Source organism: Methanosarcina sp. 1.H.A.2.2, from assembly GCF_000979975.1.
GTDB lineage: Archaea > Halobacteriota > Methanosarcinia > Methanosarcinales > Methanosarcinaceae > Methanosarcina.
The window spans coordinates 20,894-35,399 of record NZ_JJQL01000055.1 but is presented as its reverse complement, the minus strand read 5'-3'; the positions used below and the strand labels follow the sequence as shown (position 1 = coordinate 35,399).

General features: G+C 43.1%; 13 protein-coding genes and 1 pseudogene. 7 read left to right on the top strand and 7 right to left on the bottom strand.

Annotation, left to right across the window (positions count from 1 at the left end; translation table 11 throughout):
* Positions 1-361: 361 nt before the first annotated feature.
* From EO93_RS08140 to EO93_RS08130, 3 genes are all read left to right on the top strand, one after another.
* The gene (locus tag EO93_RS08140) at positions 362-2,767 is read left to right on the top strand and encodes a CDC48 family AAA ATPase (protein WP_048132932.1); all 2,406 of its coding nucleotides are present in this window, start codon (positions 362-364) and stop codon (positions 2,765-2,767) included.
* Positions 2,768-3,029: 262 nt separating this feature from the next.
* The gene (locus EO93_RS08135; RefSeq protein ID WP_048132927.1) at positions 3,030-3,284 is read left to right on the top strand and encodes a PRC-barrel domain-containing protein; all 255 of its coding nucleotides are present in this window, start codon (positions 3,030-3,032) and stop codon (positions 3,282-3,284) included.
* 358 nt (positions 3,285-3,642) lie between these two features.
* Positions 3,643-4,365 (top strand): cyclopropane-fatty-acyl-phospholipid synthase family protein, encoded by a 723-nt coding sequence (locus tag EO93_RS08130; protein ID WP_048161965.1) that lies wholly within the window; start codon positions 3,643-3,645, stop codon positions 4,363-4,365.
* A gap of 1,236 nt (positions 4,366-5,601) precedes the next feature.
* On the opposite strand, the gene EO93_RS08125 is transcribed toward EO93_RS08130, so the two are convergent.
* A complete protein-coding gene (locus EO93_RS08125; RefSeq protein ID WP_048161963.1) occupies positions 5,602-6,291 on the bottom strand; it encodes a hypothetical protein in 690 nt (229 codons plus the stop codon).
* 134 nt (positions 6,292-6,425) lie between these two features.
* On the opposite strand from EO93_RS08125, the pseudogene EO93_RS18445 reads away from it, so the two are divergent.
* Positions 6,426-6,947 (top strand): annotated as a pseudogene (locus EO93_RS18445) (transglutaminase family protein); the annotation flags it as partial.
* Between the two features lie 26 nt (positions 6,948-6,973).
* Here the strand turns inward: EO93_RS18445 and EO93_RS08115 are convergent.
* Together EO93_RS08115 and radA are read right to left on the bottom strand one after the other, a co-directional pair.
* Complete coding sequence (locus tag EO93_RS08115) at positions 6,974-7,654, bottom strand: phosphoglycolate phosphatase (RefSeq protein ID WP_048161960.1); 681 nt, start codon at positions 7,652-7,654, stop codon at positions 6,974-6,976.
* Between the two features lie 66 nt (positions 7,655-7,720).
* Entirely contained in the window at positions 7,721-8,698 is a 978-nt protein-coding gene (gene radA, locus EO93_RS08110) for a DNA repair and recombination protein RadA (protein WP_048132914.1), read from the bottom strand.
* 275 nt (positions 8,699-8,973) lie between these two features.
* On the opposite strand from radA, the gene EO93_RS08105 reads away from it, so the two are divergent.
* The 3 genes from EO93_RS08105 to EO93_RS08095 all read left to right on the top strand — a co-directional run bounded on the left by EO93_RS08105 (position 8,974) and on the right by EO93_RS08095 (position 10,836).
* Complete coding sequence (locus tag EO93_RS08105; protein WP_048132970.1) at positions 8,974-9,438, top strand: phosphopantetheine adenylyltransferase; 465 nt, start codon at positions 8,974-8,976, stop codon at positions 9,436-9,438.
* 75 nt (positions 9,439-9,513) lie between these two features.
* Positions 9,514-9,846, top strand: a complete 333-nt coding sequence (locus EO93_RS08100) for a hypothetical protein (protein WP_048132909.1) — start codon at positions 9,514-9,516, stop codon at positions 9,844-9,846.
* A gap of 156 nt (positions 9,847-10,002) precedes the next feature.
* The gene (locus tag EO93_RS08095; protein WP_048161959.1) at positions 10,003-10,836 is read left to right on the top strand and encodes a TIM barrel protein; all 834 of its coding nucleotides are present in this window, start codon (positions 10,003-10,005) and stop codon (positions 10,834-10,836) included.
* A gap of 102 nt (positions 10,837-10,938) precedes the next feature.
* Here EO93_RS08095 and EO93_RS08090 read toward each other — a convergent pair whose 3' ends face one another.
* The 4 genes from EO93_RS08090 to EO93_RS08075 all read right to left on the bottom strand — a co-directional run bounded on the left by EO93_RS08090 (position 10,939) and on the right by EO93_RS08075 (position 14,256).
* Complete coding sequence (locus EO93_RS08090) at positions 10,939-12,300, bottom strand: energy-coupling factor ABC transporter ATP-binding protein (protein WP_048161957.1); 1,362 nt, start codon at positions 12,298-12,300, stop codon at positions 10,939-10,941.
* A gap of 11 nt (positions 12,301-12,311) precedes the next feature.
* Positions 12,312-13,094 carry a cobalt ECF transporter T component CbiQ gene (gene cbiQ, locus EO93_RS08085; protein WP_048161955.1) on the bottom strand — a complete coding sequence of 261 codons (783 nt, stop codon included), beginning with the start codon at positions 13,092-13,094 and terminating at the stop codon, positions 12,312-12,314.
* A 116-nt stretch (positions 13,095-13,210) separates the two neighbouring features.
* The gene (locus EO93_RS08080) at positions 13,211-13,552 is read right to left on the bottom strand and encodes an energy-coupling factor ABC transporter substrate-binding protein (protein WP_048132893.1); all 342 of its coding nucleotides are present in this window, start codon (positions 13,550-13,552) and stop codon (positions 13,211-13,213) included.
* On the bottom strand, positions 13,549-14,256 hold the full coding sequence (locus EO93_RS08075) for an energy-coupling factor ABC transporter permease (protein WP_048161953.1): 708 nt from the start codon (positions 14,254-14,256) through the stop codon (positions 13,549-13,551). Before EO93_RS08075 ends, EO93_RS08080 begins: the two co-directional genes overlap by 4 nt.
* Positions 14,257-14,506 lie beyond the last annotated feature (250 nt).

Genomic DNA, 14,506 nt, shown 5'->3' with positions numbered 1-14,506 from the left:
TTCAGAAATAAAAGTATTCAGTAATTGCCCATTACTTGAGTATCCTGGCATCAGGGTGCTAAAGGTGCCTTAAGCTAGCGAAAGTATATTTTCCTGGAGTGCAAAAACAAAAATAGCTGGACATTGCCAGGCGAGAACTTTCGGACACTGATTAAATGCCCGTAATGGTCCAGAGTGAATGCGTATACGGGGCAAATTTTCCCGGATGACAGGCATTAAAATAAAAAGAGCATCTAATATAGAAAGTAGATATTCCAGAATAACACGATCCGGAAAATTCGGGAAAAACCCGGTATCAGTTCATTTTATTTCATTACCAGATAAAATTACAATCAAAAAGAAACTATTTTCGGGATGACCCATGGAAGAAATACAGTTGAAGGTTGAAAAGGCATATCCTATTGACCTTGGAAGAGGAATTATCCGGCTTGACCCTACAGCGCTACTGAAACTTCAGCTCTCTCCCGGTGACATTGTGGAGATAAGGGGGAAGAAAAAGACCACAGCAAAGGTATGGAGAGCAGACCGGCAGGATTGGGAACAGGGAATCGTGCGCATTGATAATTTCATCCGGCAAAACGCCGGAGTTTCCATAGGGGAGAAGGTGACCATTAAAAAGGTCGAAGCCCCGGAAGCAAAAAAGATTATTCTGGCACTTCCGGAAAGCATGACCCAGGGTGGCCCTGAAATGCAGTTTGGGGAACATGCAAATGAGATCATAAAGCGGCATATCCTGAAAAGGCCTGTGTTCAGGGGAGACATAATTCCAATTATAAACTCAATGTCTCAGCCAATGACTGAATCCCTGACAACAAGCCAGGTAATTCCTCTGGTTGCCGTTGAAACAGACCCTACAAACACCATTGTCCTGATTACGGAAACAACAATTATTGAGCTTCGGAAAAAGCCGGTACAGGGCTACGAAAAAGCGACCAGGGGTGTCACCACCTATGAAGATATAGGAGGGCTGGGACAGGAGATTATGCGCGTCCGGGAAATAATAGAAATGCCGATGAAACACCCGGAGCTCTTTGCCCACCTTAATATAGAGCCTCCAAAGGGAGTTATCCTCTACGGCCCACCCGGAACCGGAAAGACCCTGATTGCAAAAGCCGTGGCAAACGAATCGGGGGCAAGCTTCCATTACATTGCAGGTCCCGAAATTGTGGGAAAGTTCTACGGAGAAAGCGAGGAAAGGTTAAGGAAGATCTTTGAAGATGCAACCCAGGACGCGCCTTCAGTTATTTTCATTGATGAAATTGATTCCATTGCCCCTAAAAGGGAAAACGTAACAGGGGAAGTGGAAAGGCGAGTAGTTGCTCAGCTCCTGACCCTTCTTGACGGGATGGAGGAAAGAGGGCAGGTCGTGGTTATAGGGGCTACTAACCGTGTGGATGCAATTGACCCCGCACTCAGGAGACCCGGCCGCTTTGATAGGGAAATTCATATTGGAGTGCCGGATACCAAAGACAGGTATGAGATCCTGCAGATTCACACAAGGGGCATGCCAATTGAGAAAGACAAAGAATCCGGGATAACAGAGCCCAAAGCTGAAGCCAAAATTGAAGCTGAAACTGGAATTGAAGCCAAAATTGAGGCCGGAACTGAAATCGAAGCAGAAACCGAAGCTGAAATCGAAATTGATGAAGCTGCCATAGAGAGACAAAAGAAAGAGGAGACAAACCTGTACCTTAAGTACCTGGCTGATAAGACGCAGGGCTTTGTGGGTGCAGATCTTCTGGCTCTCGTGCAGGAAGCAGCAATGCGCTGCCTCAGGGAAAGCCTGCCTGACCTTGACCTCGAAAAAGAAACAATTCCTCCTGAACGGCTGGAAAAGATTGTTGTAACTAAAAAGAACTTCGAAGATGCCCTGATGGAAGCCGAACCCTCAGCTCTGAGAGAGATCTTTGTTGAGATGCCTTCGGTTAGCTGGGAAGATGTGGGAGGCCTGGATGAAGCAAAGCATTCGATTGTTGAAGCTGTCGAGTGGCCTATTAAAAACCCGGAAAAGTTTGTCCAGATGGGCATAAAAGCTCCAAAGGGAATTCTGCTTTACGGCCCGCCCGGGACTGGAAAGACCCTGATAGCGCAGGCTGTTGCCAAAGAGTCAAACGCCAATTTCATAAGCGTCAAAGGGCCGGAGATGTTTTCGAAGTGGCTTGGAGAGTCGGAAAAGGCAATTCGGGAAACCTTCAAGAAAGCAAGGCAGGTTGCTCCCTGTGTTGTCTTCTTTGATGAGATCGATTCCATTGCTGCGATGCAGGGTATGGATACGGACAGCCGGACTTCGGAAAGGGTACTCAACCAGCTGCTTACAGAAATGGACGGGCTTGAGACTCTCAAAGACGTGGTCATAATTGCCGCAACTAACCGCCCTAACCTGCTTGACCCTGCGATCATCCGACCTGGGCGTTTTGACAGGCTGGTTTACGTTGGGGCACCTGACCGTAAGGGCAGGATGAGAATCTTTAAGATCCACACAAAGAATACGCCTCTTGCAGAGGACGTGGACCTTGAGAACCTTGCCAGTGTAACAGAGGGATATGTGGGCGCTGACATAGAAGCGGTATGTAGAGAGGCTGTAATGATTGCCCTGAGGGAGAACTTCAACATCGAAGAGATTGAGATGAGGCACTTCAGAGAAGCCCTTAAAAAAGTAAAACCCACAATTAACGAAAACATTGCTCAGTTCTATGAGAAGATAGAGGAGCAGTTTAAGGGAGGTCAGAAACCGGTCGAGACAGCTGGACTTGTGGGATACAGGTAAGAATTTAAGTCAACTACCCCTGAACATTACATTAATAAAAAACTAATTGAACAGAGCAGGACGGGGAAGTTGATGCATTCATCCCCTGAGCTAAAGACTCAGGGGGTTCCTGCTGAGGTTTTATGAATTAACTCATAAAAGGGAAGAGTTTATAAAGAAGAGAGTTTCAAATTGAATAAAATATTTAAAGTAAAAGTATTTAAACTGAAAAGCCAACTTTACCCAAATTCCGCATAACACTGAGCACGGAGACAAGATAATAATGTCTAAAGTATTTGCAAGAAACCTCCTCTTCAACAAGCAGGTGATGGCTACCGACGGAACGGAGATAGGAACGCTGAGTAACATTGTAGTTGAAATCAAAGGAGGAAAGGTCATTGACCTTGTGGTCAGCCCCAATCCCACATTTGATATTTCAAGATACAAAAAAGAAGATAATTATATCCTGATTCCTTTCGAATCCGTAAGCGCCATCAAGGACTATATTATAATAGACAAAATGAAAGCAAGGGCATGAATTGGAAAAGGGAAAGAAAGAAATCTCCTTTCCTTTCAGATCCTGTTTTCATTTTCATTATACATTTAATTCAACCCAGAGGGACTCTTCTTTTAATTCTTGAGATTCTATCTCTGGAAGCGCCTTTCTAATCCAGCCTATTTATCTCTATGGAACTTTTCTTTTAACTCATGAACTTTTTTGCTCAGGACTGATCAAAAGTGATTCCATCCCCATTTGAGGTTTCGACTGAATTCTTCGCGGCATATGAATTGTAAGATTGAATTCTTCATTGTTTATGAATTACAAAAAGGTTCTTTGAATAAAAAAACCAAACTCCAGGAACTAGGGAATAGATAAACGAAAGAGGGTCAAAATTATGTTTACAAAATCCAGTAAATATGATACTGCTTTTGTTAAAGAGAATATGATGGGACCAAACTCAATGAAGATCATTGAGGAATTGGCAGAGTCTTTAAATCTTGAAAAGGACATGCGAGTACTTGACCTTGGCTGCGGGAAAGGATTAACTTCAATCTTCCTGGCAAAAGAATATGGAGTTACTGTTTTTGCGACTGACCTCTGGATCAGTGCAACAGAGAACTATGAAAGAATCAAATCAATGGGCCTGGAGGACAAAATAATTCCAATACATGCAGAGGCACACGATTTGCCATTTGCACAGGAATTTTTTGATGTTGCTATAAGTGTAGATGCCTATCACTATTTTGGAATTGAAGAAGATTATTTAACAAACCATTTTGCCCCTCTTGTAAAAAAAGGAGGACAAATAGCAGTTGCAGTTCCAGGGTTAAAAAAGGAGTTTACGGATGGAGTTCCGGCAGAATTATTGCCCTACTGGTTTGAGGATATGAATTTAACCCTACACTCATGCGACTGGTGGTATAAGTTATGGAAAAATTCAGATTCGGTCCGCATAGAAGAATGTAAGGAATTAAAGTGTTTAGAAGAGGCCTGGCAGGATTGGCTTTCGTGCGACAATGACTATGCCCGCAGAGATATTGGAATGATGAAAGCCGAGGGTGGGAATTACTTTAATCTGGTTTCAATCGTAGCTACTAAGAGCCTATCCGAAAAGTAAGTAATGCATGTTGAAAAGTCACAATAAGTCTATAATATCAGATTATCCATTTCGGTTTTACATAATTGCATATTGTAAAAGTTACAGTAGGTTACCACTTTTCGGATAGGCTCTAAAGTGAACAGCATTTTTGCTGTTTTTATTAATTTTGAGCAACACGATTTTTTTAACTTTTTTAGATAAGTGTTTGATTATGGACTCAAAGCACCTATATTTCAAATGTGATTCAAATGCTTTAACTAACTGAGCCAGAAAACCAAAAACTATTTCCTTTCTTTCATCCCTCCATGAAAATTACTTATAAATTTCACGATGTTCCCTCTTTACCGTGAAATCTTCATTATCTTAATCCTCTTCAAGGTATTCACAAAAGGATTCACCTGATGATATTTTGAACTCTGCCAGGCAAAAACCTTGTGGGCGATGAATAACACTATTACACATATGGACGAAAAAAATAATACACTTACTGACATTTGTACTTCTAGCGGTGACGTTTTACTTGCTCCTATTGATTTTCCCGTGATATTGAATATTAGGTGATAGTAACATCCTTTTTAGCATTTTCGGTATTTTTCAATTTATAATGAGTTATTGGTTTTTTGTGTAAGAAGTGCTATAGGAAATATCAGTTTCAGTCCCTCATAAGGAATTGAAATGTTTGGAAGAAGCATGGCAGGATTGGCTTTCGTGTAATAATGAATTTGCCCGCAGAGATACCAGAATGATGAAAGCCGAGGGTGGAAATTACTTTAATCTGGTTTCAATCACAGCTACTAAGAGCCTATCCGAAAAGTCAGTAATGCATGTTGAAAAGTCACAATAGATATATAATATCAGAGTATCAGTTTCGGTTTTACATATCGCATATTGTAAAAGTTACAGTAGGTGACCACTTTTCGGATAGGATCTAAGTTTGGACAACCTTAATTCTTAAAATATAACGGTATACATGCGTCTTCGGTTAAGTGAAGAATCGTGATAAATTGCCTCCATCTCCATAACAGTTGTCAAATATTTGATCTTATTGTAGGCTGGAACAAGTTATCGATTTCATGTAAATCGGCCAAAACTTAAGGCAGGCTTCTGGTGCAAAATCAATAGCTTTCGAGCAAGAAAATTCCTTAACCGATGACCAATGTAACGGTATATAAATCTATAACTTCTGATGAAATTACTTCGGAATTTATGTAAAACCCTACAGGAAAGACGAACAATTTAGAAATTTATACCACATTACCAGTCTATTGGTTTGCTTTCAACTTCTATTTCTGGATCACAACTCACTGAAAGTTTTCCTTTTAGGCGGTTGACATAATCTATTAATCCTACATCTTCAAAGTCAAGTCCAGAAATGACTGTATTCTTTTCAATGTTCTCTACTATATGGTTAACTAAATCATTTTTCGGTTCGAATGAATAGGTATCTATCAAAAGTGCCATTACTAAAAACATCTGCTTCCAGACAGCATAGTGATTTTGTCCTTTAAAAGAACTATGTACAAAATTGTTTCTTTGAACATGGATATAATCAATAACTTCTTTACACCTTGTAAACTGATTGCCATCAATTCTTTTCTCCAAATCTTCAAATACGCATTTTTTAGCGAATCCAAAAGATTTATCTTTTTTATTTTTTGATCCGTACATATTTGAACAATTATTCCAATCTATTTTAAGCGCACACAATTTGATGAAAAGTTCGAAAGATATTCCTATCAAAGAGTACTCAATTGTCATATCATGAATTCTTTCAAAATTAGATTTAGAATATAGATCTACGTACTTTGAAAAAATAGCAAAGTTATCTTTGAAGAACCGTTCTTTATTCCAGTCTGTAAAATTAGAGAAAGATTCATAAACCTCATAGAACTTTTTACATTCTTCAGTTATCTGGTTGAAACTTAAGTATTTTTCTGAACTCATATGTATTGTTACTGTCCAACAACATAATATATTTTTGTAATTTTTAATCAGTGGTTGTCAATTCGTTTTAAAGTTCAAGGAAAAACTCTTCTGCCATCAGTAAGCTTGCTGGCTAGTGCCGTGAATTAGAAAAAGGCAAGGAAGACGAAATCAGCCTGATCAAGAAAATCTATGAATTTGTCAGGGATGATATTCATCATTCAGGGGATATAGGTGCACAGGATGTCACCTTTAAGGCATCGGAAGTTCTGGAGTTCGGGCATGGGATCTGCTGTGCTAAATCTCACCTGCTTGCAGCCATGCTGAGATTTTGTGGGATACCAACCGGGATCTGTTATCAGAAACTTTGTTCAGGTCAGGAGGGGGTTAACAGGAAAGTCCTGCACGGGTTGAACGCTGTATATCTAAAAGACTTAAACAGATGGATAAGGCTGGATGCAAGAGGCAATAAGCCGGGTGTGGATGCTCAGTTTTCCATAGAGAAAGAAAAGATTGCCTGGCCGGTTAACAAAGAGCGTGGGGAAGAGGATCATCAAGTAATATTCATAGAGCCAAATCCGACTGTAGTTGAAGTATTAAAAAGAAGTAATAACAGGAAAGAACTCTGGGCGCAGTGGGAACTTGGGCTGAGTGACTTATTTGGCACAGGGAGTTAATTTGAGAGTTGTGCAGTTGCGGTTTTTTAAATCCAGCCTTTCGATTCAAGATACTCGAAGGCTTCTACTGCTCCTTCTCCAAAAGAGGCTTTAGTTACGTAATCTGCAGTTTCCTTTATTCTTTCGTCCCCGTTTGCAACAGCAATTCCGAAACCTGCCGCCTCAAACAGCTCAACATCGTTTGCAGAATCCCCTATTGCCACAAAATCCGTAGCCTCAAGCCCCATCATTCCTGCAAGCTTCTGGAGGCCTACTCCTTTGTTGATTCTGGTACTTTTGATGTGGACTGCGTACTTGGTGTCAACCATTTCGACATCAAAGTTTTGAGTTTCCAGAAGAGCTCTGGCTTTTTCAAGGTCAAAGTTCCGTCGAAGAGCAATCTCGGTTTTTCGGTACATGGGATCGAGTTTGGTGAGCTTGAAATGTTCGGAGAGGAAAGAGAAGGCATTTTCACACTCTTCCAGGCTTTCTTCAAAAGTGCCATTCAGATCATAGCGGACAGTAATAGCGCCTCCGTTTTCGGCGATCACAGCCCCGTCCAGGCCTATAAGCTTTGATGTTGTCCTGGCATAACATAGGATGTTGCCTGTGGCAAGGACTACCGGAACTTTAAGGGAACGGATTTTTTTGACGGCTCCCAGATGTAGTTCCCTGTTTTCGCAGGTAATTGTCCCGTCAATGTCAACGACAATAGCTTTGAATTTCATTAAAAAGAGATGGGAACGGGGAGATAAAATGTTTCCCCATTCATAGTTATTAATTGATTTCAACCTTCACTGGTCAGTAATTCCGGCTGTGGTGACTGCAACGACAGCTTCCCCTTCGGGCAGGTTGGGGGAGTCTACCAGGCGGATAATTCTCTTTTCCCCTTTGGACTTCCGCAGGTAGAGTCTGAAGGTTGCCGTGTGCCCTACAATATGTCCTCCGACAGGCCTTGTGGGGTCACCAAAGAAGGCATCGGGTTTTGCCATGACCTGATTTGTAACAACCACGCAGGCATTGAACAGGTCTCCGAAGCGGAGCAAGCCGTGCATATGCTTGTTTAGCTTTTGCTGCCTGTCTGCAAGGGTTCCCCTTCCTACATATTCAGCTCTGAAGTGAGCCATAAGAGAGTCAACGATCATGAGGCGAACGGGTTTTCCCATTTCCTTGAGCTCGTTTGCCAGGTCTGTTGCAGAGTCTACAAGAAGTATCTGGTGATTGGAATTGTATGCCCTGGCAACATGGATGTTCTGCAGGAATTCTTCAGGATTAAGTTCCATTCCGTACTTCTCGGAAAGCCCCTTTACCATCTGGGTGATCCTTTCCGGCCTGAAGGTATTTTCAGTATCGATTATAATGACGGACCCGCCGAGACCTCCGTGTTCCCGGTCCATCTGGACATTCACTGCGAGCTGGTGAGCCACCTGGGTCTTTCCTGAACCGAATTCTCCGTAAAGTTCGGTAATAGCCTGGGTTTCTATGCCCCCGCCCATCATTTCATCAAATTCCGTACAACCGGTAGTCAGCTTGCCTACAAGTTTCCTTCTTTCAAGCACAATATCCCCGGTTTCAAATCCCCCGATATCAGCAGCCTGCCTTGCAGCATTGATGATTTTTGCGGCAGTCGATTCCCCTATTTCGGCTGTAGTTGCAAGTTCAGAAGGAGAGGCTACGGCCACTGCTTCAATTGTGTTAAATCCGGCTTCTTTGAGTTTTTCTGCAGTTGCAGGGCCAACTCCTGGCAGGTCTTCAAGTGCTATTTCGCTCATTACAGATTCTCCTAGATGCACATGTTTGTATAAGGTGCATGACAGTTGCTTCACTATGGTTTGCAGGTATATATAACTAGAGTAAGCGGGGTGAAAGTATTTAGAAGGCCCTGTAAAACGCAGTTATAATGCTGCAAAACCTGGCAAAAAGGAGGAAAATAAGAGGTATTTTTCTGACAGTTACACTTACAAAAGAAAAGAGAAAAATAAAGAAATCTTCCCGAAAACAGAAAAAAACCAAAACTTCTTTTTACTTTAGTAGATTATCACCCATCATGCCAAAGGTCGCCTTAGGCGGTACGTTTCAGTATCTTCATGACGGACACGCCAGATTAATTGAAAAAGCGTTTGAGATAGCCGGGGGCGGAAAAGTCCACATAGGACTCACTTCGGACGAAATGTTACAAAAAAACCACAGCGTCGATATGTATGAAAACAGAAGGGGGCGGCTGCTGGAATACATAGAAAAAATGGGGGTTCCGAAAGAAAAATATGAGGTTACGAGGCTGAACGATCCCTACGGCCCGACTCTGGAAGAGGACTTCGACTACATAGTAGTCTCCCCTGAGACCTATCCGGTTGCCCTGAAAATTAACGGCATCAGAAAGGAAAAGGGGAAAAAACTTCTTGAAATTGTGTACGTTGAATATGTGATGGCTGAAGATGGGACCCCGATTTCATCCACGAGGATTGCAAAAGGGGAGATTGACAGGCACGGCAGGCTAAAAAAAGAGGCTTAAGGTCTGAATAGCTGCATCTTTCAGGCATACCCCCTTAAAAAGGTATAAATCAAGACCGAATCATAAAGTGATAACATGTCCAGAGAATTTACACAAAAAGACATTGAGATTTTTAACAAGCTTGCCCCCGAAGCAGGAGGAAATCAGATATCAAGGGAAGCGGGGCACCATTTTCCATTCATCCTGCGCCCGATATCACACAAGTTTGCCGAATCTCCGGAAGACTTCAGAGAAAGGCTAGAGAGGCTGAACGCGGAAGAACTTGACTACCTTGTGGGACTTGCCCTTGAAGGAAAGGAAGATGTCCAGTCCCTGGACGAAGACCTTGAGGAACTGGTGGCGGTAGTCGAGGAAAAGGTATCTCCGGAAAGGGCAAAGCAGTTAAAGGACTTTGTGGGAATTTTCTAAACAGGAGAAATATTCTAAAGGGGGATTCTGGAAAAAAAGATCCTGAAAAGAAGTATTCTGGAAAAAAGTATTCTGGAAAAAAGTATTCTGGAAAAAAGTATTCTGGAAAAAAATATTCTGGAAAGAAGTATCCTGAAAAGGGAAATTTTGAAAAACATGTCATCTGAAAAACTTTTATTTGGGACTGCAGGGGTTCCCAGAAGCACAAAAGCCAGCAATAGTACTGCAGGAATTGAGCGTGTCAGGGAACTGGGTCTCGACTGCATGGAACTGGAGTTCGTGCAGGGAGTACGCATGAGCGAAAAAGGGGCAGGAAATGTTCTGGAAACAGCCGGAAAAGAAAACATAGCCCTGAGCGTACATGCACCTTATTATATCAACCTGAACTCCCCGGAAAAAGAGAAATTAAAAGCCAGCATGGAAAGGATTTACAGGGCTTCAAAGATAGGCAGCCTCTGCGGAGCAGAGTCAATCGTACTGCACGCAGCCTTTTACCAGAAGAGCAGCAAGCAAGCCGTCTATGAGAATGTCTCAAAAGCCCTCAGAGAACTCACAGAACAGCTCCGGGATGAAGGGATACCTGCAGTCCTTCGTCCTGAGACCATGGGCAAACGTACCCAGTTTGGAACCCTTGAAGAAGTGCTTGCCTTAAGCGAAGAAATCGAAGGGGTTATGCCCTGCCTGGACTTTTCCCACATGCACGCAAGAGAAGGAAAGGAAAACTCCTATCCCGAATTTACGGCAATCCTCTCGAAAGTAGAAAATGTCCTTGGAAAAGAAGGGCTTGCAAACATGCACATGCATGTTTCGGGAATAGAATATAACAGGAACGGGGAAAAGAGACACCTGGCCCTTAAAGAATCGGACTTTAATTATCCTGAACTTTTAAAAGCCCTAAAAGAATTCGAAGTTCGGGGATGGATCATTTGCGAAAGCCCTATCCTGGAAGAAGATGCGCTTCTACTCAAAACGACTTATAAAGAAATATAAGGAAAGGGAAGAAAAAAAGGATGAAAAAGAAGGACAAAAAAGAAGGACAAAAAAGAAAGATGAAAAAGAAAGATGAAAAAGAAAGATGAAAAAAGGAAAAAATCAGACCTTAAAAGCCTCAGGGTTACTATCCGTTTCTTCAGTCAATTTGCATCCGTCTTCCCTGTTAACCACGCCAACAGTAAATTCTATCCCGCTTTTTTCCACATACTCCCGGGTTCTTTTCAGAGCATGATCCACCATTCCGCCTGTTGTGAGGATAAGGCAGCGTTTTCCACAGAGCGCCATCAGGATCGACTTGTCTATAACGCCTGAGGTAACGTCCAGGCGGATTCCGTCCTGTTCGGCAAGAGTCTTGCTTTTCTTGCCCATTGCCCCCACAAAGGCAATTTCTCCATCTTTCAGGATCTGCCTGATTTCTGGCAGGGAATAGCTATCAGTATCATACAGCAGCACCCCACCAGCTTTGATCCCTTTGCGCTTCAGCTCAACAATAGCCCTGCCGTCAGGGTGGATGTGCAGAACCGTGGCATTAACCGCTTCATAAGGAGAATGGGTCGCATATTCCCCATACATAACCCCGAGATTCAGGTTGTCGCCTTCCCGGACTCCGGGAGGGACCTCAACCCACATAAGATCAAGCGGCTTTAAAGTGTTGACAAGGTCAGGTATGCTTTTAGGGGAGTTTTTGCCGTATGCAAGCCCCCTCCTCTCAATTTCATGATAAATTTCAAGGGTAGTGGGCTGGCGCAGACCTGTTTTTTTAAGAAGCTCCTGCTCTTTGAAGACCTCCACAGGTGTCCCCTGCCCTATAAGTTTGCTGTTTGACATGAGGTACACATAGTCAGACCAGCGGTAAGCCAGGTCCACATCATGCGTGGAGATGATGATAGTGCTTCCGAATTGGTTAAATTCGTTGAGCAGATCCATTATTTCATCCGCACCCACCGGATCAAGATTTGAAAGAGGCTCATCAAGGATAATCACTTCAGGCTCCATAGCCATAACCCCTGCAATTGCAACCCTCTTTTTCTGTCCTCCGCTGAGATGATGGGGGGGCTTGTCCTTCAGGCGGGAGAGCCCTACCTGTTCAATTGCTTGCTGTACGCAGGCATCGACCCTTTCTTTTGAGTACCCCAGGTTTGCAGGCCCGAAAGCTATATCCTGATACACTGTGGGAGCAAAGATCTGGTCATCGGAATTCTGAAAAACTATTCCTACGGATTTCCGGATTTCCCGGAGGGACTTTGAATCGTACTTAATAGGGGCTCCATGGAAGAGGATTTCACCCTCGTTTGGCTTTAAGGTCCCATTCAGAAGCAGGAAAAGCGTGGACTTTCCGGAGCCGTTCTGCCCTACAAAGGCAATCTTTTTTCCTTTTTTGATCTCGATGTTTATATCCTGGACAGCTGCAGTCCCGTCCGGGTATGTGTATTTAAGGCCCCTGGTCTCAAGAATGATCATGATCTGTTACCTCAAATGATGGATATGTTTTTTGTAAAATAAAAAAGTGCAAGAGCTGAAAGGAAGTAAACAGAGGTCAGCAGTAGTTCTATTGCCCTTACAGGCCTGTGCACTTCAAAGAGAGTCATTTTTCCGTCATAACACCTGGAATTCATGGCAAGAAAGAGCTTATCTCCCTGCTCCCAGGACCTTATAAAAAGTGTACTTCCAAGCATACCCATTGAATTAAGGGAGCGCCTGAAGTTCGAGTAGCCTAACCTCACAGTCTGGGCATACTTTATGGAAAGGGCCATGTCCAGGAAAACAAAGATGTACCGGTAAATCAGCATGGAAAGCTCGATGAGGGATTCCGGAAGCCTGGTAGCCTTGAGCACGGCAAAGAGTTCTATCATAGGAGTTGTAAGCGAAAGGAAGTAAAGGCAGCACATCCCGCTTAAGGACCTTGAAAGCACCAGGAGAGCAAGCTCAAGCCCATCTGCCCTTACCGAGAGAAGATAACCTGCAAGGTTGAAGGACAGAAGCTCCTGCCCCGATCCGGAGAAAAAAGCAATGATAACCACACCTGTTAGTGCAAAGCCTACAGGGGCGAGCAGGAGTTTCAGGTATAATTTAAGGGGAGCCCTGCCGAGAGCAACTGTTGTAAAGCTCATGCAAAGGGCTATGAAAAGAGGAGTTATAGGGGATGTGGATGAAACTCCTACAAGCAGCCCGAAAAGAACTATTGCCAGCTTCAACCAGTTGTTTCGGTGCCTTAGAGGGCTCATAAGGGCATAATCATCAAGGATATTGGTCATGTGGGGAACCTGCAGATAGGTAGATGAAAGCAAAAATCAAGGGTTAAAAATAAAAGGCAAAAGATAAAAACTTTCCTCCCCCGTGGGAAGGATAAGTAAAAGAGTAGAAGAAGAAATTATAAAGATTGCCTGTCGCTATCAGGCTTATTCTTTCCTTTGTATCCAAGCTCGTTTTCATAGTTTTTTTTAGCATTGTAATAGCCAAGGAAGTAGCCAATAACCCCTGCACCGATAGCTGCCTGAAGACCAAAGAGGAGGCTTTCGATTTCCCCGCTTGGAGGCTCCCAGAAAGGTTCTGCAATTGGTTCGTAGGTTCCGCCAGTGATCTCGTTAATCACATTTTCAGCTTCGCCGTCAGCTCCCCCATACTCAGCGTCCGTTGTGGACGACATATGAACAAACTGAACTGCGAAGATAAGAACAATTGCAAGCACAATAATTTCCAGTTTTCTGCTCATGCGGAAATCCCTCTCAGTTTTTTCACGACTGCAGCTTCAATGACTTTCATTTCAATCAGGATATCGCTCTTGACGTTGACCACATACTTGAAGAGCAGGGCACTGATAGCGCCTTCCATGATTGCAAGAGGCAACTGGGTAACTGCAAAGACAGTGGCAAATTTGCCGAATGAACTCATAAAACCTGCAACGGTGAGTACTCCTCCTGCAGGATATGCCAGAGCAAGTTCCACAGATGTGGTCACATAAGTTGCCCAGTCCCCGAAGGCTGTAGCAAGGAAAACCACAATATAGAAATTGAGATTAGCTTTCATACCTGCCTTATAGACCAGGTATGCCACCACAGGACCAACGATGCCCATGGAAAAGACATTTGCTCCAAGAGTTGTAAGTCCTCCGTGTGCAAGGAAAAGTGCCTGATAGAGAAGCACGATGGTTCCGAGGACTGCGGAGATTGCCGGACCGAATATAATTGCTGCGACCCCTGTTCCTGTGGGGTGGGAACAGCTCCCGGTTACCGAAGGCAGTTTAAGGGAAGATAGCACGAAAACAAATGCACCTGCGACAGCAAGGAGAGGCAAGATCTCACGTTTTTCGTTCACCAGCTTATTCATTTTATAGATGCCGTACATTATCACCGGAATTGACACTGCAAACCAGGCCTGCCACCAGGGGCTCGGTAAAAAACCTTCCATTATATGCATAGGATCACCGTAAGGATATCAAGTAAATATTATTGTGAATAAGACAAGTTAAATTGAGTTAATGAATACATAAAGGTTACGGTGAGAGAGAAGCAGATGCGTGAGAGCCTATAAAAATTAGTTTAGAGGTAATAATGTTCTCAAAACGGAGAACACAAAAACAAAACAAGCAAACTTGAATCAATATAAAATATAATTAAGGAAATACATAATACAGAATAGATTATGAACACGACGGAAATCCATACCC

Excerpts from the sequence above, each read along its gene's own strand:
- EO93_RS08105 (WP_048132970.1), top strand. The coding sequence starts at position 8,974 with ATGCCAAAGGTCGCCTTAGGCGGTACGTTTCAGTATCTTCATGACGGA.
- EO93_RS08095 (WP_048161959.1), top strand. The coding sequence starts at position 10,003 with ATGTCATCTGAAAAACTTTTATTTGGGACTGCAGGGGTTCCCAGAAGC.
- cbiQ (WP_048161955.1), bottom strand. The coding sequence starts at position 13,094 with ATGACCAATATCCTTGATGATTATGCCCTTATGAGCCCTCTAAGGCAC.
- EO93_RS08090 (WP_048161957.1), bottom strand. The coding sequence starts at position 12,300 with ATGATCATTCTTGAGACCAGGGGCCTTAAATACACATACCCGGACGGG.
- EO93_RS08125 (WP_048161963.1), bottom strand. The coding sequence starts at position 6,291 with ATGAGTTCAGAAAAATACTTAAGTTTCAACCAGATAACTGAAGAATGT.
- EO93_RS08135 (WP_048132927.1), top strand. The coding sequence starts at position 3,030 with ATGTCTAAAGTATTTGCAAGAAACCTCCTCTTCAACAAGCAGGTGATG.
- EO93_RS08115 (WP_048161960.1), bottom strand. The coding sequence starts at position 7,654 with ATGAAATTCAAAGCTATTGTCGTTGACATTGACGGGACAATTACCTGC.
- EO93_RS08100 (WP_048132909.1), top strand. The coding sequence starts at position 9,514 with ATGTCCAGAGAATTTACACAAAAAGACATTGAGATTTTTAACAAGCTT.
- radA (WP_048132914.1), bottom strand. The coding sequence starts at position 8,698 with ATGAGCGAAATAGCACTTGAAGACCTGCCAGGAGTTGGCCCTGCAACT.
- EO93_RS08080 (WP_048132893.1), bottom strand. The coding sequence starts at position 13,552 with ATGAGCAGAAAACTGGAAATTATTGTGCTTGCAATTGTTCTTATCTTC.
- EO93_RS08140 (WP_048132932.1), top strand. The coding sequence starts at position 362 with ATGGAAGAAATACAGTTGAAGGTTGAAAAGGCATATCCTATTGACCTT.
- EO93_RS08075 (WP_048161953.1), bottom strand. The coding sequence starts at position 14,256 with ATGCATATAATGGAAGGTTTTTTACCGAGCCCCTGGTGGCAGGCCTGG.
- EO93_RS08130 (WP_048161965.1), top strand. The coding sequence starts at position 3,643 with ATGTTTACAAAATCCAGTAAATATGATACTGCTTTTGTTAAAGAGAAT.